General features: G+C 58.4%; 16 protein-coding genes. 4 read left to right on the top strand and 12 right to left on the bottom strand.

Annotated elements, in window-relative coordinates; genetic code table 11:
• Positions 1–223 precede the first annotated feature (223 nt).
• Positions 224–1,279, bottom strand: coding sequence for an EF-P beta-lysylation protein EpmB (gene epmB / locus EP166_RS07535; protein ID WP_127556140.1), 1,056 nt, complete (start codon positions 1,277–1,279; stop codon positions 224–226).
• Positions 1,280–1,318: 39 nt separating this feature from the next.
• On the opposite strand from epmB, the gene efp reads away from it, so the two are divergent.
• Both efp and epmA read left to right on the top strand, forming a co-directional pair.
• A complete protein-coding gene (gene efp, locus EP166_RS07530; protein ID WP_127556139.1) occupies positions 1,319–1,891 on the top strand; it encodes an elongation factor P in 573 nt (190 codons plus the stop codon).
• Between the two features lie 86 nt (positions 1,892–1,977).
• Positions 1,978–2,934: an EF-P lysine aminoacylase EpmA gene (gene epmA / locus EP166_RS07525; RefSeq protein WP_127556138.1), complete on the top strand. Its 957-nt coding sequence runs from the start codon at positions 1,978–1,980 to the stop codon at positions 2,932–2,934.
• Between the two features lie 33 nt (positions 2,935–2,967).
• Here the strand turns inward: epmA and EP166_RS07520 are convergent, their stop codons facing one another.
• From EP166_RS07520 to EP166_RS07475, 10 genes are all read right to left on the bottom strand, one after another.
• Complete coding sequence (locus EP166_RS07520) at positions 2,968–3,585, bottom strand: ProQ/FINO family protein (protein ID WP_127556137.1); 618 nt, start codon at positions 3,583–3,585, stop codon at positions 2,968–2,970.
• 303 nt (positions 3,586–3,888) lie between these two features.
• Positions 3,889–4,752, bottom strand: a complete 864-nt coding sequence (gene asd, locus EP166_RS07515; protein ID WP_220432499.1) for an archaetidylserine decarboxylase — start codon at positions 4,750–4,752, stop codon at positions 3,889–3,891.
• Positions 4,749–6,323: an HDOD domain-containing protein gene (locus EP166_RS07510; protein ID WP_127556136.1), complete on the bottom strand. Its 1,575-nt coding sequence runs from the start codon at positions 6,321–6,323 to the stop codon at positions 4,749–4,751. The genes asd and EP166_RS07510 overlap by 4 nt, the downstream gene beginning before the upstream one ends.
• Before the next feature lie 92 nt (positions 6,324–6,415).
• On the bottom strand, positions 6,416–7,618 hold the full coding sequence (locus tag EP166_RS07505; protein WP_127556135.1) for a urate hydroxylase PuuD: 1,203 nt from the start codon (positions 7,616–7,618) through the stop codon (positions 6,416–6,418).
• Positions 7,619–7,621: 3 nt separating this feature from the next.
• Positions 7,622–7,951: a hydroxyisourate hydrolase gene (gene uraH / locus EP166_RS07500; protein ID WP_127556134.1), complete on the bottom strand. Its 330-nt coding sequence runs from the start codon at positions 7,949–7,951 to the stop codon at positions 7,622–7,624.
• Positions 7,952–7,967: 16 nt separating this feature from the next.
• Positions 7,968–8,477 carry a 2-oxo-4-hydroxy-4-carboxy-5-ureidoimidazoline decarboxylase gene (gene uraD / locus EP166_RS07495; protein ID WP_127556133.1) on the bottom strand — a complete coding sequence of 170 codons (510 nt, stop codon included), beginning with the start codon at positions 8,475–8,477 and terminating at the stop codon, positions 7,968–7,970.
• Positions 8,474–9,364, bottom strand: coding sequence for a xanthine dehydrogenase accessory protein XdhC (gene xdhC, locus EP166_RS07490; RefSeq protein WP_127556132.1), 891 nt, complete (start codon positions 9,362–9,364; stop codon positions 8,474–8,476). The genes uraD and xdhC overlap by 4 nt, the downstream gene beginning before the upstream one ends.
• Positions 9,361–11,703, bottom strand: coding sequence for a xanthine dehydrogenase molybdopterin binding subunit (gene xdhB, locus EP166_RS07485; protein ID WP_127556131.1), 2,343 nt, complete (start codon positions 11,701–11,703; stop codon positions 9,361–9,363). The genes xdhC and xdhB overlap by 4 nt, the downstream gene beginning before the upstream one ends.
• Positions 11,696–13,159: a xanthine dehydrogenase small subunit gene (gene xdhA, locus EP166_RS07480; RefSeq protein WP_127556130.1), complete on the bottom strand. Its 1,464-nt coding sequence runs from the start codon at positions 13,157–13,159 to the stop codon at positions 11,696–11,698. The genes xdhB and xdhA overlap by 8 nt, the downstream gene beginning before the upstream one ends.
• 223 nt (positions 13,160–13,382) lie before the next feature.
• Positions 13,383–13,931, bottom strand: a complete 549-nt coding sequence (locus EP166_RS07475; RefSeq protein ID WP_127556129.1) for a DUF6942 family protein — start codon at positions 13,929–13,931, stop codon at positions 13,383–13,385.
• A gap of 108 nt (positions 13,932–14,039) precedes the next feature.
• Here EP166_RS07475 and puuE point away from each other — a divergent pair, with 108 nt between their 5' ends.
• Positions 14,040–14,960: an allantoinase PuuE gene (gene puuE, locus EP166_RS07470; RefSeq protein WP_246026229.1), complete on the top strand. Its 921-nt coding sequence runs from the start codon at positions 14,040–14,042 to the stop codon at positions 14,958–14,960.
• Positions 14,961–15,063: 103 nt separating this feature from the next.
• Here the strand turns inward: puuE and glnA are convergent, their stop codons facing one another.
• Complete coding sequence (gene glnA, locus EP166_RS07465) at positions 15,064–16,470, bottom strand: glutamate--ammonia ligase (RefSeq protein WP_127556128.1); 1,407 nt, start codon at positions 16,468–16,470, stop codon at positions 15,064–15,066.
• A 490-nt stretch (positions 16,471–16,960) separates the two neighbouring features.
• On the opposite strand from glnA, the gene thiI reads away from it, so the two are divergent.
• Positions 16,961–18,424: a tRNA uracil 4-sulfurtransferase ThiI gene (thiI, locus tag EP166_RS07460; protein WP_127556127.1), complete on the top strand. Its 1,464-nt coding sequence runs from the start codon at positions 16,961–16,963 to the stop codon at positions 18,422–18,424.
• Positions 18,425–18,460 lie beyond the last annotated feature (36 nt).

Here is an 18,460-nt window from a genome sequence, read left to right as displayed (position 1 = left end):
TGCTGCGGTGTCAATGTCATTGATGCTGCCACGGTACTTGTTGGCCTGTCTGGTGCGGGCTGGCGCACCCTGTGTCGTCCAGTGTTTTAGACCCGATACAACGGTAGATTAACGGCCTATGGCGCCTATGGGAACCAGTAGCTGACAGAAAAACGGCAATTTACGCCCTTTTTATGACAGTCGATTATGTGATGGGCCTCACATTTGGTGCTGGCCTGGCTGCTCAAGCCTTGTTTATCCACCGTTTGTGGTCATCGCCGGGTACTTCCCGTACCAGTCGGGGCACCAGATAGCCTGGCAGTTGAGCTTGCATCTGCTGCCACAGCTGCCGGGCATCTTCGTCCGCTGTATCAAAATGCGCTGCACCGGCGACCGGATCCAGCACGTGCAGGTAATAAGGCAACACTCCCTGGCCAAACAAGGCGTGGCTGAGGTCAACCAGCGTATCGACCTGGTCATTGATGCCTTTTAACAGGACCGTTTGATTCAGCAGAACTGTTCCAGTGGTACGTAAGGCAGCCAGAGCCGGATGCAGCTCCTCGTTCAGTTCCCGGGCATGATTGGCGTGTAGCACCAGAACCGTGTTCAACCGGGTCGTTGCCAGAAGGTCGAGCAGCCCGGCGTCGATGCGGGCAGGCAGCACGATGGGCGTGCGACTGTGAAGCCGCAGCGTCTTCAGGTGGGGGATCTGCTCTAGCGCGGTTATCAGCTCGGCCAGCGCTTTGTTGTCGAGGCTGAGCGGATCTCCCCCACTGAGAATGATCTCCTGAATGTCGGGTCGTTCGCGCACGTAGTCGAGCGCCGGTTGCCACTGCCGGGCGGTGAGCCGGTTTTCCGCATAGGGGAAGTGTTGCCGAAAGCAATAACGGCAATGCACGGCACAGGCTTGCGTTGTTATGAGCAAGGCCCGCCCCTGGTATTTGTGCACCAGTCCGGGTACCGGGTTATGTGCCTGCTCCTGCAGGGGGTCGTCGACAAAGCCGGCGCTCGGCTGGCGCTCGCTGGTCAGCGGCAGCACCTGCAACAGCAGGGGGTCATTAGGGTCACCCGGTGTCATGCGGCGGACGTAGGACAACGGCACTCTGAGCGGGAACTGTGGTTCAAAATCGGCGCGGCCAGCGATGGGATGACCGGTCAGATCCAGCCGTTGCAGCAACTCCGGCACCGAACGCACAGCTGCTTTCAGCTGCTGTTGCCAGGTTGCAGACCCAGGTTCGGATTGGTTGGAGCTGGAAATGATCAGGGGGGAGTCCACACCGGAGCTAAACTCAGTTAACATAGCGCCTCTTTGAACAGTGCATTTAGCAGGAAAAGGTTAATGGCCACATATTCTACCAGTGAATTCAAAAGCGGTCTGAAGGTTCTTCTTGAAGGAGACCCTTGCGCGATTGTTGAGAATGAATTCGTTAAACCCGGTAAAGGTCAGGCCTTTAGTCGGGTCCGTTTGAAAAACCTGAAGACCGGCCGGGTCTGGGAGCGTACGTTCAAGTCCGGCGAATCCATCGAGGCCGCCGATGTCCTGGACATCGATATGGAGTACCTCTACAGCGATGGCGAGTTCTGGCACTTCATGAAGACCGATGGCTCCTTTGAGCAACTTCCAGCCGATGAAGCGGCGGTTGGCGACACCAAAGACTGGCTGAAAGAGCAGGAACAGTACGTTGTCTGCCTGTTTAACGGCACCCCCATCTCGGTATCACCACCGAACCACATTGAGCTGGAGATCGTCGAAACCGACCCGGGTCTGAAAGGCGATACCGCCACCGGCGGGTCCAAGCCGGCAACGCTGGCGACCGGTGCCGTGGTGAAGGTGCCGTTGTTCATCAACCAGGGTGAAATCATCCGGGTGGACACACGAACCCGCGAGTACATTAGCCGCGCCAAGCAGTAAATCGGGGCTTTGAATGGTCAAAAACCGCCTTCGTGGCGGTTTTTTTGGTTATAGCCAGGACAAAACATGCGTTCACGGGGTAGGTCATGATTGAATGGGCACCAACGGCCGATATCGACACCCTGCATCGTCGTGCCATGCTCATGGCGGCGATTCGGCAGTTCTTTGCTGACCGCCAGGTGCTAGAGGTGGATACGCCGGTACTGTCTGCCGCGGGTGTGACGGACGTGCACGTTCACAATCTGCGTACGGCAGACGGTGGTTTCTTGCTGACGTCTCCCGAGTATCCGATGAAGCGCCTCTTGGCCGCGGGCATGGGCGACTGTTATCAGCTGGCCCATGTGTTCCGGGCCGACGAGAGCGGAGCGCGCCACAACCGGGAATTCACGCTGCTGGAATGGTATCGGCTGGGTTGGGATCACCATCAGCTGATGCAAGAGGTGGCGGCCTTGTGTGCGTGGGTGCACCGGGCAGCCGGAGGCTCGGGCGCTCTGGTGTCGACGGTACTGAGTTACCAGGACGCATTTGTAAGTGCCGGGCTACCGGACCCGCATCGGGCGTCTCTGCAGGCGTTACAGCAAGTAACCGCTCTTAAGTTGAGTGCGAATACGGCAGGCTGGGATCGGGATGCCTGTCTGGATGCCTTGATGGCCCTGGTGGTCGAGCCGGGTTTGTCACCGGATCGATTGACCTTTGTTACCGACTACCCGGCCAGTCAGGCCGCGCTGGCGCGTACGCATACCTGTGAGGGTGTCGAGTTGGGTCACCGGTTTGAGCTTTACTGGCAGGGTATGGAACTGGCAAATGGCTATTGGGAGCTGACGGATCCGAAAGAGCAACGACGGCGTTTTGAGCAGGATGCGCTACTGAGACAGTCTCAGGGCTTGCCTGAACCCCAGGTCGATGAGCGGTTGCTGGCGGCGATGCAGGCTGGTTTGCCGGAATGCGCGGGCGTGGCGCTCGGTGTGGATCGGTTGTTGATGGTGGTGCTGGGGAAAACCCATATTCGGCAGGTGTTGCCGTTTGATGCCGACCGGGCCTGAGCCCGGTGGCCTGAGCTGGGTCGGAAGCCGACCTCAGTTTTTGGTCTTGTTGACCAGCATTTCCAATTTCCGCTTCATACGGTCTTCGGGCGGTAGGGAATCTTCTGGCTTGGCGGCTTCCGGAGCGGCTGGTGCTTTGGCCGGTGCAGCGCGACTGTCTTTGCGTGGCTTGTTTGGGCGCGCGCCGCGAGGCTTGCGAGCCGTCTCAGGCTTGTCACCGTCGGCACGGGGCTTGCGGTTCGCGGCTTGCGGCCGTTGCTTGGCCCGTTCGGCCCGGCGCTTTTCTATGGCGTCGAACTTTTCTTTGGCGTGGGCCGCATCTTCAGCGCTAACCTGGCCGGCCGGTGTACCGTCAATGGTGACGCGGTCGACACCTTCCTGCATGCAGGCGTAGTAGCTGCGCAACCGAACATAGACGTTCAAGGCACGACGAATCCGGGTCTTTGACAGCTTGCCATCTTCAGCCAGGGCTTCGTGAATACCAATTTTCAGCGGCTTGGGCTTGCGCGGATTAAACGCGTCCGGATACAGCTCGCAGAGCTCATCCATGGCCTTCCGGTTGGCGTCGAATTCTTTCTTGCGCTGGGCATCGGTTTTGCGTTTGGCCGGCGCCTGAGCTGCTTCGGTGTCTGTCGCGTTTTGTTCGGTCATTATGGATCCGGCAAATTCGTTGAGCGGCGCAGGATACCCCGTTAAACCGGTTTTGAAAACCCGGATTTGGGCTGCTTTACCGCGATTCGTCGATATTACACTGGTTGCCCTCTTGGTGGGCTGGTTGCCAGTATTCGTGCAGGCCACCGGGTAGACCTTTCCGAGTGGTGCGACACATCGCTCGGCGTGAATCCCTCCATGGAGCCTAGGCCGCAGCCGAGGCGTCGGACCGATCCATACTGCGGACTACCTCGGAAAGGTCTACCCGGCAGCCTGCACTTGAATCGGTGCCAACTTCGAAAACTAGGAGTTAACTTTTTCCAGTGACTGTCCCAAACGGATTGGTTCTCCTGGAGAGATTGATTCTTTCAAGGCCAGGGTGTTGGCTTCAAACAGCATGACGACCGTGCTGCCGAGCCTAAACCGCCCCATTTCTTCGCCGCGTTTGAAATTGAGCTTTGGGTTGTTGTAGTTCTGGTGCTGGATCTGGCGTCGCATCGGGGCGACTACGCCCGCCCAGGTGGTTTCAATGCTGGCCACGATCATGGCGCCGACCAGTACCATCACCATACGGCCCCGCTCGGTGTCGAATTCGCAGACCAGTCGCTCGTTGCGGGCAAAGAGGCGCGGAACGGCCTCGGCGGTGGTGCCGTTGACACTGAACAGGCGGCCCGGAACGAAGGTTGTGCGCACCAGGGTGCCGTCGCAGGGCATGTGGATGCGGTGATAGTCTTTTGGCGACAGGTAGAGGGTGGCGAATTCGCCGTCTTTGTAGCGACGGGCCTGTTCGGCATCGCCGCCGAGCAATTCAGTGACCGTGAAACTTTGCCGTTTGGCCTGAATGATGCGGCCATCGGTGATGGCGCCCGCCTGGCTGACACTGCCGTCCACCGGTGAACAGAGGGCGCGGGTGTCGGCCGGAAAGGTACGCGCTTCTGCTTTTAGTGCACGCGTGAAAAAGTCGTTGAAATTGCGGTAGTCGTCCAGACTGGGACGCTCGGCTTCCTCCATGTTCACCTGGTAGTGTTTGGCGAAGGTACTGATAAAACGCCGTTTTAGCGGGCCCCATTCCGATTCGGCCAAGGCCCCGACCAGGCGCGACAGGGCATGGTGTGGAGCAATGTATTGGCTGGCTACAAACAGGCGGTCTTTCAAGCTTAAAGTCATTGACGTATCCGGTTCAGGGCGGTGTTCCAGTCGGCACAGAATTCGCGAAACAGGCGGTAATCCGACTCGCCCAGGGGTTCTGGGTCGCCTTTGGCATCGGCGTAGATCATCATCGTGACCTCACGGCCTATGGTAAACGAACGCAGAAAAAAGTCCTGGTCGTCTGCGGCTTTGAACAGGGCGTCCGGCAGTTGCTTCCGGGCTTTGGCGCGATTGTCTTTGCGCAGCCAAGCGGCGGTGACCCGGCGGCTGAACTCTTGCAGGGCACTGCTGCCGGTAATCGGCAGTTTAAGGTGTTTGAGCAGCAGGTAGTGATCGCAGCCTTCGTGGTCAAAGGCCTGCCATTGCCCCTTGGTTTGCTCCATAACGACGATACGGTGCAGACCAAGGCTTTGTTGCAGGCAAAACAGTGCGCTTTCCTGTATCTCGACCGGGGAATGCCAGGTTTTCTGATTGCGAAACTGACGGCGCACTTCACGCAGGCTGTTCAGGTTGACACTGTGCCGATAGGTTGTCTCGCCCGACGCTTTGTTGTCCGCTTCCGGGCGGGTGTGTTTTGCCGGTTGCTTAGCGGCGGCAGGCTGGGGTGAAGGCTTTTCGGGGGCCTCTTTGCGGGTGTGTGGTGTTGCGTAGGTCTGGCTGATTTCTTCAGCCCAGGCCCGGTCGGCCTCGCTGAAGCCTTCCCGCTGGGCGGCGCCCTGAGTACTCACCGGCGGCTGATGCGCCAGCAGGCGTCGTGCGGCTGTGGCGGCCTGGGGCAACTGGTAGTCCCGCGCAGCAGAGGTGATCCAGGTTTTCAGCATGGGCCGGAATTCCGTCAGGCCGAGCGCAATCTCGCCCGTGCGGAACAGAGTATCAAGTTGTTCGGACTCCCAGTTCTGGCGAACCTGGTATGCCAGCTCATGGCTGAACGGCAGAAAGAACTTCAGCGCTGACAGTTTGTGCGGCTGGATGCGGTTTTCGATGTGTTCATTTTCTTCGTTAGTATTGGTTTCCGGTATGGCGGGCAACTGGAAATGGCGGCACAACTCATCGTTCCAGTCGCGCACCGACATGCCAATCATCCCTTCGATCAGCTTGTTTCGGTTTTCGCCGCGTTCGGCTCGGAACTCAAAGCCGTCCATCATTTGCGGTTCGAGCAGCCAGAGTGCCCAGAGCCCGACGTCGTAAAACAGGGTCATCCAATAGTCGGCTTCGGTCCAGGGAATTTGCCGCATTTCGAACCATTGCCGCATCAGACTGGCAGCAACCAGGCTATCACCCACCGTGCTTTGCAAACCGGAAAAGGCGGTGCTGCCCGGGTCGAGTCGGGGAATGCTTTCGGTCAGTTTGATCAACCGCTGTGAGCCGATCAGGGCTACCGCATGTTCCAGCGTGCGCACCAGTACCTGCCGGTTCGACATCATGCGATTGGCATAGCGAAAAATCAGCATCGCCAACAACGGATCCTCACTCACCACCTTGATCCAGTCCATCAGGGGGGCAGAAGGTCCGGGTAAGGAGGTTTGTGGCAACAAGGCCGGTAGGGTTACCGCCTTAATGCGTTCCAGCCATGGATCTTGTGGGTTCATGCGATGCGTGAGCAAAACCTTGGGGTTGCCAGTGAATGTTGGCCTGCATTGCCTTAACTGGCAATGCAGATCCTATAACCCCCGATTCTGACTTAAAACCGGCTATTTAACCAGTCGCCCAGCGCCTGACGTTGTTCATCCGTTATTTCCGTGCGGTTCATGAATGGCATGTCCCTGGTGACCACGGTGCGGGCATGGATGCGGCTGGCCCAGCGTTCGACGTCATCGAGATTGCTGAACACCACGCCCGAAGGCGCTGTTGGGAACATGCTATCTGACGGTTCCCGGCTGTGGCAGGTGCCGCATTTTTCCATGATCAGAGCCAGGCCTTGCTCGTCGCTGAGCACTGGTGCTCCGTTATCGCTGCTGTCTACGGTGGTCTTTTGGGGAGTGCCGGGCCAGGAAAGGGCGCCCGCCACGGCGACAAAGGCCAGGCTGGCAACGACCAGGATCAGGGGTTTGCGGATGCCCCGATGGGCCAGGTTGAAATAGTGGCGAACGACCACGGTGATCAGAATCAGCGCCATCAGAATCAGCCAGTTCAGGCTGTGCTGATAGGTCATCGGATAGTGGTTGCTGATCATGATGAAGATAACCGGCAGCGTCAGGTAGTTGTTGTGAACGCTGCGTTGTTTGCCGACCAGGCCCGGTTTGCTGTCGGGCTGTTCGCCGCGGGCGACAGCAGCGACCATCTTTTTCTGACCGGGAATGATCTTAACAAAGACGTTGGCGGCCATGATGGTGCCGATTAGAGCACCCATGTGAATGTAAGCGCCGCGGCCTGAAAAGGTTTCGGTCATCAGCCAGGCCATGCCCGTCCCGAGAATGAACAATACGGCGCCAAAGGCCTTGTGTTCCACCAGGGGCGTGCGGCACAGGCCTTCATAGATCAGCCAGCCTATTGCGGTGTACAGCAGGCCCAGGCCAACCGCTGCGCCAGTGCTGAGTTCGCGCACACCCGGGTCGATCAGATAGGCCTGAGCGCCAAAATAATAAACCCAGGTCAGCAGCAACATGCCGGTGATCCAGGTGGTGTACGCCTCCCATTTGAACCAGTGCAGTTCTTTGGGCATCTCCGTGGGGCCGACCTTGTACTTGGCGACTTCGTAGAAACCACCACCATGAATGGCCCACAAATCGCCACCGATGCCCTTGTCTTTTTTCCACTGGGGCGGGTCGGTCAGGTGGTTGTCGAGCCAGATGAAATAGAACGATGCACCGATCCAGGCGATGCCGGCGATGACGTGAAACCAGCGCAACAGCAGGCTGACCCAGTCGGCAAAAAAGACGTCCATCGGTTAACTCCCGCGATAGGTTGAGTAGCTGTAGGGGCTGACCAGCAAAGGCACGTGGAAATGCGCATCGGCCCCGGCCAACTCAAAACAGATGCTGGCTTTGGGATAAAAAGCCTGGCCGTGTTGACGGTTCAGGTAGTCGCCGGTGTGGAAAGTCAGCTCATAGACGCCACTTTCAAAACCTTCTGTTGGCCAGTCTTTGAAACGACCGTCCTCGTTGGTGAGGCCTTCGGCAATGACCTGGCCCTGATCGTCTTTTAACGTCAGCTTCAAGCCCTGTGCGGGTTGCCCGAGTGTTGTATCCAGTACATGGGTCGAAAGGGTATGACTCATGCTGTGCTCCTTGTTGTTAGGCGTCAGTGAGCTGGGTATCCAGCCTGAGCAAGGTGATTTTCAATTGTTGGGCGGCGGCCAGTTTCAGTTCCTGTTCGGTCGAGTTATTGATGCGGGCGCGCAGCTGATCGAGCATCTGATCGGCACTTTTGCCGCTGGCAAAGACAATAAAAATGAAACCGTGCCGGTCCAGGTAGGCCTGGTTTTCGTCGGCGAGCGCCTGCAAGGTCTCGTCGCTGGCGCCGTCAACGCCCGACTGTTCCTGGCTGGAATGGCCGCGGCTGCTTTGGTATTTGGCACGCAAGGAATCCATATTGCCGATCATCGGGTGACCGTCGAAGGCCTCCCGCCAGTCGCGCTCGTTCATCGTAGCCCAGTGGTCTCTGGCGGCGCTTAGAACGGCCTCTTTGCTGGCGAACGGGGCACTCTGTGTCATCCGTTCCACCCAGCGTACGGCAGCGCACTGGCTGTGGAAAAAGTCGGCCCGTTCCTGTGGGCTGGCGTTGTTCAGTTCATCCAGTGTCATGCGTTCTGTTCCTTTTGAGCTGCTTCGATGGCCGCATCGGCATTGGGGCTGCCCAGTGCCTGACCGGTTTTCCAGTTCAGACCGGTGGTTTTCTTGCCAGAGTCTGCCGTGCGCTCTGCGTGCAAGCGGTTCAGCAGTTGCGCGGCGATGGAGACAGCCACTTCTGCCGGTTGCTTGCCAGGTACGGCACTCAAACCCACAGGACAGATGACTCGTTTGATATCACTGTCGCTCCAGCCACGGTGCGCCAGGCGTTGCTGAAAACGACGAGCCTTGGTGTCGGAACCGATCAGCCCGATGTAGCCAATGTCTGGCCGCTTCAGGGCGGCCTGCACCAACTCGAAGTCCAGCTGGTGATTGTGGGTGATGATCAGCACCCAGGCGTCTTTAGGCGCATCAGCCATGGCGTCTGCCGGGTGTTCCAGCGCTTCGCGCTGAATGCGGGCGTCGGTGTTTTGGGCCAGCCAGTCCGGTCGCGGGTCGACCCAGTGCAGGTTAAGGTCGAGCGGTGCCAGAATCGGCATCAGGTGCTGGCCAACGTGGCCGGCACCGAACACCAGCAGCGGCTGACCGACTGGGACCAGCACTTCGTACAACAATTGGGTGGCACCGCCGCAGCATTGGCCCAGGCTGGCGCCGAGGCTGATGCTTTCGACTTCGGTCGCGTTTCTACCGGTGTTGAGCAGTTCGCGGGCCCGCTCTATGGCTTTGAATTCAAGATGGCCACCACCGATGGTGTCGAAATGCTCAGCGGCGGTGACGACCATTTTGGCAGCGGCATCTCGCGGCGTGGAGCCCGCGGTGCTGAGTACCGTCACCAATACCAGCGGTTCGCGGTTGTGCTGGCCTTCGTGCAGGGCGTCGTACCAGCGATGATGATGCCTCATGATGCCTCCCGTGCCTGGTCGGCCAGTTGTTCCAGCGCGAACAGAACCTGTTCGGGCGTGGCCGGGGTGTTGAGGGCCGGGTTGACGCGATAGTCAGCGGTGCTGGCGATGGCATCGCGCAGCGCACACCAGACCGAGATCGGCAGCATCAGCGGCGGTTCGCCCACGGCCTTCGATTTAAAGACGGTGTCTTCCCGGTTCGGCTGGTCAAAGAGATCGACGTTGAAGATCGGGGGCGTATCGCCGATCGACGGAATCTTGTAGGTCGCCGGGCTGTTCGACAACAAACGGCCTTCGTCGTTCCACTTCAGTTCTTCGGTGGTCAGCCAGCCCATGCCCTGAATAAAGCCGCCCTCAATCTGGCCGATGTCTATGGCCGGATTCAAGCTGTCACCGACGTCGTGCAGGATGTCGACCCGGTCGACGGCGTATTCGCCGGTCAGCGTATCGATGGTGACTTCCGAGCAAGAAGCGCCATAGGCGAAATACAGAAACGGACGGCCTTTGCCGGTCCCGGCATCCCAGTGCAGTTTCGGGGTGCGGTAATAGCCTGTCGCTGACAATGAAATCCGGTTCATATAGGCCGTTTGCACCAGGTCGGCAAAGGTCAGCCGGTGTTCGCCAATCTGAACCTGGCCGTTATTAAACTCGATCTGATCCGGGCGCACCTGGTAATGGTCTGTGGCGAATTCGACCAGCCGCTGCTTGATGGTGCGGGCCGCATTCTGGGCGGCTGCGCCGTTCAGGTCGGTGCCGCTCGACGCCGCTGTAGGCGAGGTGTTGGGTACCTTGTCGGTGCGCGTGGCCGACGATTGAACCGTGGCCAGCGGCACCGAAAATTCAGTGGCGACAATTTGCGCCACCTTGGTAAACAGGCCCTGGCCCATTTCGGTGCCACCGTGGTTCAGGTAAATGCTGCCGTCGGTGTACAGATGGATCAGCGCACCGGCCTGGTTCAGGTGTTTGGCGGTGAAGGAAATGCCAAACTTGACCGGCGTCAGCGCCAGGCCTTTTTTAATGATGGGGCTGCGCGCATTGAAGTCGCGAATGGCATCGCGACGTGCCCAGTAGTCAGCGCTGCGTTCGAGCCGGTCTATCAGCTCGGGCAGGATGTTGTCGGTCACCGTCATGTGGTATGGCGTGACATTGCGACCCTCGTCGCCATACAGGTTGTGCTTGCGGATGGTCAGCGGGTCTTCACCCAGGTTACGGGCGATGCCATCCATGGCCGCTTCGATGGTCATCATGCCCTGGGGACCACCGAAACCCCGGAAAGCGGTGTTGGATGCCGTGTTGGTGCGACACCGGTAGCCGGTGATATGGGCGTCATTCAGAAAGTAGCCGTTGTCCGCATGAAACATGGCCCGGTCAACAATGGCGTTCGACAAGTCCGGAGAGAAGCCGCACAGACCGTTAACCTCGATATCGGCCGCCTGAATGTGGCCCGACTCGTCGTAGCCGAGTGTCCAGCGGTTAACAAAGGGGTGACGCTTGCCGGTGGTGGTCATGTCCTGGCTGCGGGGCAGGCGAAGTTTGACTGCACGCCCGGTTTTGCGGGCCAGCAGCGCGGCGATGCAGGCCCATTGCGCCGCCTGAGTCTCCTTGCCACCAAAACCACCGCCCATACGACGTACATCAACGGTAACCTGGCTGAACGGAATGCCGAGTACCTCGGCCACCAGTTTTTGCACTTCACTCGGGTGCTGGCTGGAGGTGTACACCAGCATGCCGCCGTCTTCTTCGGGAATCACCAGGCTTACCTGGCCTTCCAGGTAAAAATGTTCCTGCCCGCCGATGTGGATTTCGCCACTGGTGGTGTGAGTGGCACTGGCCAGAGCCGCCAGCGCATCGCCGCGACGAAATTGAACGGTATCGCCGACATAGGTTTCAGCGGCCCGGGCCTGATCGACCGTTAGAACGGCGTCACCCGGAGTGATGTTCCACTCGGCCAGTAAGGTGGCCTGGCGCGCCTGTTCGATGTTTTCAGCGGCGACGGCAAAGAGTGGCTGGCCATGAAACAGAATTTGGCCATCAGCCAGGACGGGGTCGCCCGGGTAAACGGCACCAATGTCGGTGTGGCCGGGCACGTCGGCCAGCGTCAGTGTCGCGACGACCCCAGGAGCAGTGGCGACTTTTTTGATGTCGAGCGAGTTCAGGGTGCCGGCGGCAACATCCGACAGAGCTACCGCCGCATGCAGCAGGTTGGCCGGTTCCGGTAGGTCGTCGACATAACGGGCCAGGCCACTGACCTGGCGGGCGGCACTTTCGTGGGCGACTGAGGCACCGCGATGGCCCTGTGACACGGCTTCCGGCAAACGGGATTCGGTCAGCTTACGCATGGTTTAACCCTCCATGAATGTGCACCCGGGTGCGGGTATCCGGCTGGGTTGTCTCAAGATGAAACCGCCTGAACAGGTTGGCGGTAACCTGCACTCGGTAACGGGCACTGGCGCGAACGTCATCAATGGGGGCCAGGGCGTTGGCGAGCGTCTGGCTGGTGGCGTCAACGGCGACGGTTGGCCAGTGCTGCCCGACCAGCTGGTTTTGCCAGTCGGCCAGCACCAGGGGCGTCGCCGCCAGGCCACCGAAGCCCGCGCGCAGACAGGTGACGGTGTCGTTCGAGTCGGTCTCCAGATAGAACACCACGCAAACGGTTGAGATATCGTCTTCGAAGCGTTTCGATATTTTATAGGCTCGCAGTTGGCTGCCAGGCTGGCGGCGGGGAAGATGAATGGTGTCGATCCATTCATCGTCGGCCAGAACAGTCTGGCGGTAGCCGGTAATCAGTTCGCTGACCGGCAGTGTGCGTTCGGTCTGGCCGTTGCTCAGGGTGACGGTTGCTCCCAATGCAATAAGCAGCGGTGGCGTGTCACCAATCGGCGACGCATTGCCCAGGTTGCCACCCAGGGTGCCCCGATTCCGGATTGGCCGCGACCCGAGGCGCTCGAGCCATTCGCGAGCTTCGGGGTAATCTGCCAGCAGGGCCGGTTCGAGATCGGTGTAGCTGACAGCAGCACCGATGTGCAGGCCCTTGTCGTCAACGCTGATGTGGTTCAATTCAGCGACCTGGCTCAGGTCAATTAGGGCGTTCAGGTTGGCCAGGCGCTGAGTCTTTTCCAGTGCCAGGTCGGTACTGCCAGCACTGTATCGTGCGCCCGGTGCCTGTGCCCGAGCTTTGGCCAGGTCCTGACGGGTTTTGGGTTGCCAGAAACCGACCGTATGGTCAGTTTTTGTTTCTTCTGGTAACACCGGCGTTTCCAGACTTCTCAGCTCGGCTTCAATGTCGGCGATCTGAGCGCTGAAGGCATCGCCATGACGCTGTTCAAGCAAGGCCATGCCCGCATCGATAATCGGGCGGTAACCGGTGCAGCGGCAGAGGTTGCCCGACAGCGCCGTTAGGACCGCCTCTCGGCTGGGTGCCACATCGCTGTGATAGAGCGCAAACAGGCTCATGACAAAGCCCGGTGTACAGAACCCGCACTGAGAGCCATGGTGCTCCACCAACGCCTGCTGTACCGGGTGCAGGGCACCTTCCTGTTCCAAGTGTTCAACAGTGAGTAACTGTTTGCCATGGAGGCTGTGCACGAAGGTTATGCAGCTGTTCAGGCTGCGGTAGCGCATGCCCTGATCGGTCAGTTCGCCAACCACCACTGTACAGGCGCCACAGTCGCCGGAGGCACAGCCTTCTTTGGTGCCGGTCAGATGCGCCTGCTCACGCAGGTAGTCCAGGACCGTAAGGTCGGGGTCGGTCTTGGCCAGAGTCACGGGCTGGCGATTTAATAGAAAGTCGGTCATAGCGCCTCGCAAAGACAACCCGGCGGCATAACCCGGGCGCTCTTCGTTGTGATGTCGGTTGCTGTTTCTGAGAGCATGGCCTGCTCATTGTGAATCGATTGTTATGGCCAAACTCATAGCAAGTTCAAGGCCATAATATGACCGACTGGTCAGGAAAGGTAAAGTCTCAGTTGGCCGGCGGTTCTCCGCCGCTTGCGCGGATAGGCTTTGGCTAAGGGGCTATCTAGTGTGCACTAAATTGGTGCGATCGCTCTGAAAACGCCGCCAGCCAGTGCGGATGCGCTGTTGCTATGAGTTGTACAAGTGATGCCAGACGCGCATTGGAAAGCGGCCGGTAGTCGAAATAGGGTGTTACGATCACCGCCTGTTCCGGGTGCTGAACAAAGGGATGCACAGCGGGCAACACCTGATCATCTGCCAGCCAGCCCAGTGAGCGTCCGTAAGTTTGGCCCATCACGACGCAAAGCTGCCCTGGCTCAGGGACCCACTTGTGTTCAAACACCAATGCACATGCCGAGCCGGCTTGCAGCAGGCGCTGTTCGCGACAGGTTTGCCAGTCGGGTTCCCGCGGGGTTAATCCGTGCAGCAGTTTTGCGTAGAGGTTAAAGATTTTGCGCCAGTGATTGCCGCTGCCCTGAACCAGTCGGTGAAGGTCGTCACCCGCCAGGGGTAAAAGCTGGTTTGGTTGATTTGGCTTCAGAGAGGGTGGCCGGTGTGGAGCGCAGACCACGATCGAAGGAGACGCGTCTCCGAGGCCAGTAGCGTTGAACATCGTGGGCAAGCTCCCAGTTTCATGAGTTAACAATTGTTTAGCGGTCTGATTCGTGCCTAAATATTTGCATGTTCGTCGCAAATGACTCAAGAAATACAGGAGATGTGTGTGAATCACCCGACCTTTGATCCCTCCTACCCCAGAGACCTGATTGGGTATGGCGCCCACCCGCCGAAAGCCAATTGGCCCGGTAACGCCCGGGTGGCGGTTCAGTTTGTGATTAATTATGAGGAAGGAGGCGAGCAGTGCATTTTGCATGGTGACAGCGAATCCGAACGGTTCCTGTCTGAAATTGTTGGGGCCGAGTCGTACGCAGACCGGCACCTGAGCATGGAAAGCCTCTACGAATACGGCAGCCGGGCCGGGTTCTGGCGCCTGCATCGTTTGTTCACCGAGCGAAACATTCCGGTGACGGTGTTTGGTGTGGCCATGGCCATGCAGCGCAACCCCGAGGCCGTGGAAGCCATGCTCAAAGCCGACTGGGAAATTGCCTCCCACGGTTACCGCTGGATTCATTATCAGCATGTCCCTGAATCGGTTGAGCGCGAGCATCTGGAGCGGGCGCTGGATATTCACCGCGCCATGACCGGCACGACGCCAGCCGGATGGTACCTGGGTCGAACCTCGCCCAATACCCTTAAGCTGATCGCCGAGCGCGACGATATTCTGTATTGCGCCGACAGCTATGCCGATGACCTGCCGTATTACGACCTGAACTACAGCCGCCCCTTGCTGATGGTGCCCTACACGTTGGATACCAACGACATGCGCTTCGCAACGCCTCAGGGTTTCAACAGCGGTGATCAGTTCTTCAGTCACCTGCGTGATGCATTCGATGTGCTGTACGAAGAAGGCGAGTCAGCTCCGAAGATGCTGAGCATCGGGCTGCATTGTCGATTGGTGGGCCGGCCGGCTCGGCTGGCCGCACTTCGACGCTTTGTTGATCATGTGCTGGCGCACGACAAGGTATGGGTGACCACCCGGGAAGCCATTGCCCGGCACTGGCTGGATGAACATCCGCTGAGCTAAAACAGAAATAGCCGACCCCGGGGTCGGCTTTTTTTGACTCTCTTGCTTGTCTGGTGTTTCGGGCCGGCTGAGTCAGCCGGCCAGTTACCCAGGGGGCAAGTTATTAGACAGAGTAGTACATGTCGAACTCAACAGGGTGAGTCGTCATGTCCAGAGTGACGATGTCTTCACGCTTGAGCGCGATGTAGGCATCGATCATGTCGTCGTCGAATACACCACCGGCTTTCAGGAAGTCGCGATCCTGGTCCAGAGCGTCCAGAGCCTGAGTCAGGCTGCTGCACACGGTTGGGTAATCGTTCTGCTCTTCCGGCGGCAGGTCGTACAGATCCTTGTCGGCAGAGTCGCCAGGGTGGATCTTGTTCTTGATGCCGTCGAGGCCAGCCATCAGGAAGGCAGAGAACATCAGGTACGGGTTCGCTGTTGGGTCACCGAAACGCACTTCGATACGCTTGGCCTTCGGCGAAGAGACGTATGGCAGACGGATTGACGCCGAACGGTTACGGGCTGAGTAAGCCAGCATGACCGGTGCTTCAAAGCCGGGAACCAGACGCTTGTACGAGTTGGTTGACGCGTTAGCGAAGGCGTTCAGGGCGCGGGCGTGCTTGATGATGCCGCCAATGTAGAACAGGGCCAGTTCGCTCATGCCTGCGTATTCGTCACCGGCAAACTGGTTCACACCGTCTTTGGAGAAAGACATGTGAACGTGCATGCCGCTGCCGTTGTCGCCAACCAGTGGCTTGGGCATGAAGGTCGCGGTCTTGCCATAGGCATGGGCTACGTTGTGTACGCAGTACTTCAATACCTGAACTTCGTCCGCTTTCTTGGTCAGGGTGTTGGCGCCAACACCGATTTCGCACTGACCGGCGGTGCCGACTTCGTGGTGGTGTACTTCAATTTCCAGACCCATGGATTCCATGGCGTCGCACATGGCGGCACGCAGATCGTGCAGGCTGTCGACCGGGGGAACCGGGAAGTAACCGCCTTTGACTTTCGGGCGGTGGCCCAGGTTGCCGTCTTCGAAAACGCGCTCGGAAGACCAGGCTGCTTCTTCAGAATCGATCTTGTAGAAAGAACCGGAAATGTCAGAACCCCATTTTACGTCGTCAAACACGAAGAACTCGGGTTCCGGGCCGAACAGGGCGGTGTCGCCAAGGCCAGTTGAGGCCAGGTATGCTTCAGCGCGCTTGGCAACGGAACGTGGGTCACGGTTGTAGCCTTCACCGGTTGAAGGTTCAACGATGTCGCAACGTACGATGACGGTGGGGTCTTCAAAGAACGGATCGATCATGGAAGCAGAGTCGTCAGGCAGCAGAATCATGTCGGATTCGTTGATGCCCTTCCAGCCAGAAATAGAAGAGCCGTCGAACATTTTGCCTTCGGTGAAGAAGGTATCGTCGATTTCCGAAGCAGGAATGGTAACGTGCTGTTCTTTACCCTTGGTGTCTGTGAAACGCAGGTCAACCCAGCGTGCTTCACATTCTGCAATCAGTTTCATCGTATGATCTGACATGGTACGTCTCCAAGTTAAACGGCCCTTCGGCCGGTGAGCTTTGATTCAGTGTGACAAGTTCAGGTGACGACAGCAGCATCGCACAATCGTCTGCTGTTTTCACCGGCTAACCACCTGGTTGATGCCAGGGCACCTGTTAGGCCAGGCTGGAAAGCCGTTGGAATCTGAGCACTAACTGTGTGCACTGGTTTAGCAAGGCCTGTGCCAGCCCAATTGAGCGCCAGGTTATCGGGGTTTCCCGCGGGTCTGAGGCCGTTTTATGGGTTTTTGATGCACTTTAATGGTGCGTAATTACGATCGCTGCACTGTGGTAGGGCACTGATTTGGTGCGTTATGTTCCAGTCGTGCCGGAAAACAGGGCGGAGCGCGCCTTTTGTCGAAGAACGCGGTTCAGGAGCTTGTCGGCAACGGTTTGTAACCCGGCGTGAAAAACGACGGGCGGGCGGGTATAATCCCGCGCCCTTTCCTGTTGAGTGATCTTTGATCAGTTATGAAGTTTGTAACCAAGTTGTTTCCGGAAATCACCATTAAGACTCGGCCCGTACGCAAGCTGATGGTTAAAAGCCTGGCGCAGAACATGCGCAATGTCTTGCGTCGTATCTGCCCGGAGGTGGTGGTCCGTAACGACTGGGACAGCATCATCGTGCGTACTCCCGAGACAACAACCGAGCCGGTCAACCAGGCCGTCGCAGCGGCCCTGGAATGCATTCCCGGTATCGCTCAGGTCAGCTCGGTGCTGCAATTTGAATTGGGTGACTTTGACCAGATTCTCTCCGACACCGAGTCTGTTTGGGGTCAGGAGCTGGCGGGTAAGACCTTCTGCGTGCGGGTTAAGCGCAACGGCAATCATGACTTCACCTCGGTTGAGCTTGAGCGCTACGTCGGTGGCGGTCTGAACCAGCGAACCGAAGCCGCTGGCGTTCGTCTGAAAGATCCGGACGTTGTGGTAAAGCTGGAGATCAAACACGACCGCCTCTTTGTGGTGCAGCAACAGCGCCCCGGTTTGGGAGGCTACCCGCTGGGTACGCAGGAAGAGGTGATGACGCTGATGTCGGGCGGCTTCGACTCTACCGTAGCGGCACACCAGATGATCCGGCGCGGGGTAAAAAGCCACTTTCTGTTTTTCAATCTGGGCGGCTCGGCGCACGAAAATGGCGTCAAGGAAGTCAGTTACTACCTCTGGAAAAAGTACGGCAGCTCGCATCGGGTATTGTTTGTATCGGTGCCGTTCGAGTCGGTGGTCGAGGTCATTCTGACCCGGGTGCCGGATCGGTACATGGGCGTGGTATTGAAGCGCATGATGATGCGTGCAGCACAGAGCATTGCAACCGATCTGGGCATTCCCGCCGTGGTAACCGGTGAAGCACTGGCTCAGGTTTCCAGCCAGACGCTGCCGAACCTGAGTCACATCGACGAAGTAACGGACTTGTTGGTGTTACGCCCGCTGATTGTGACCGGCAAGCCGGACATCATCGATCAGGCCCGCGCCATTGGCACGGCCACCTATGCGGAAAAAATGCCGGAGTTCTGCGGCGTGATTTCACGTAAGCCCAATGCAGCCTGCAAGCGTGCCGATGTTCAGGCGGCAGAAGCCGATTTTGACTGGGCCGTGCTCGACGAGGCCATCGCCAACGCAACGCGTGAAAGCATTGAAACCCTGACCTGGAATTCCCAGGACGACCTGTCGATGGGCATTAACACGGTGTCGGACACAAACCAGGCCGTTGTCATCGATGTGCGTCACCCGACGGAAGCCGACGATGCGCCCCTGCCCATCACCGACGCGACCGTCATGCAAATTCCCTTCTACAGTCTGAATCGCAAATTCGCCGAGCTGGATCAGGACCAGCAATATCTGCTGTATTGCGACAAGGGCGTGATGAGCAAGCTGCACGCCATGCATTTGCAGGACGCCGGCTTCACCAACGTCGGTGTCTACTCTCCAGACCGTTGAATAGGATTGAGTGGTTTGAGTAATTTGGATCGGTGG

Source organism: Saccharospirillum alexandrii (assembly GCF_004000275.1).
In the GTDB taxonomy this organism is placed as follows: Bacteria; Pseudomonadota; Gammaproteobacteria; order Pseudomonadales; family Natronospirillaceae; genus Saccharospirillum; species Saccharospirillum alexandrii.
This window is presented reverse-complemented; position numbering and strand designations above follow the sequence as displayed.

Bases quoted from the DNA above. Each gene is read 5' to 3' on its own strand.
- epmB (WP_127556140.1), bottom strand. From the start codon at position 1,279: ATGTTAACTGAGTTTAGCTCCGGTGTGGACTCCCCCCTGATCATTTCC.
- efp (WP_127556139.1), top strand. From the start codon at position 1,319: ATGGCCACATATTCTACCAGTGAATTCAAAAGCGGTCTGAAGGTTCTT.
- epmA (WP_127556138.1), top strand. From the start codon at position 1,978: ATGATTGAATGGGCACCAACGGCCGATATCGACACCCTGCATCGTCGT.
- EP166_RS07520 (WP_127556137.1), bottom strand. From the start codon at position 3,585: ATGACCGAACAAAACGCGACAGACACCGAAGCAGCTCAGGCGCCGGCC.
- asd (WP_220432499.1), bottom strand. From the start codon at position 4,752: ATGACTTTAAGCTTGAAAGACCGCCTGTTTGTAGCCAGCCAATACATT.
- EP166_RS07510 (WP_127556136.1), bottom strand. From the start codon at position 6,323: ATGAACCCACAAGATCCATGGCTGGAACGCATTAAGGCGGTAACCCTA.
- EP166_RS07505 (WP_127556135.1), bottom strand. From the start codon at position 7,618: ATGGACGTCTTTTTTGCCGACTGGGTCAGCCTGCTGTTGCGCTGGTTT.
- uraH (WP_127556134.1), bottom strand. From the start codon at position 7,951: ATGAGTCATACCCTTTCGACCCATGTACTGGATACAACACTCGGGCAA.
- uraD (WP_127556133.1), bottom strand. From the start codon at position 8,477: ATGACACTGGATGAACTGAACAACGCCAGCCCACAGGAACGGGCCGAC.
- xdhC (WP_127556132.1), bottom strand. From the start codon at position 9,364: ATGAGGCATCATCATCGCTGGTACGACGCCCTGCACGAAGGCCAGCAC.
- xdhB (WP_127556131.1), bottom strand. From the start codon at position 11,703: ATGCGTAAGCTGACCGAATCCCGTTTGCCGGAAGCCGTGTCACAGGGC.
- xdhA (WP_127556130.1), bottom strand. From the start codon at position 13,159: ATGACCGACTTTCTATTAAATCGCCAGCCCGTGACTCTGGCCAAGACC.
- EP166_RS07475 (WP_127556129.1), bottom strand. From the start codon at position 13,931: ATGTTCAACGCTACTGGCCTCGGAGACGCGTCTCCTTCGATCGTGGTC.
- glnA (WP_127556128.1), bottom strand. From the start codon at position 16,470: ATGTCAGATCATACGATGAAACTGATTGCAGAATGTGAAGCACGCTGG.
- thiI (WP_127556127.1), top strand. From the start codon at position 16,961: ATGAAGTTTGTAACCAAGTTGTTTCCGGAAATCACCATTAAGACTCGG.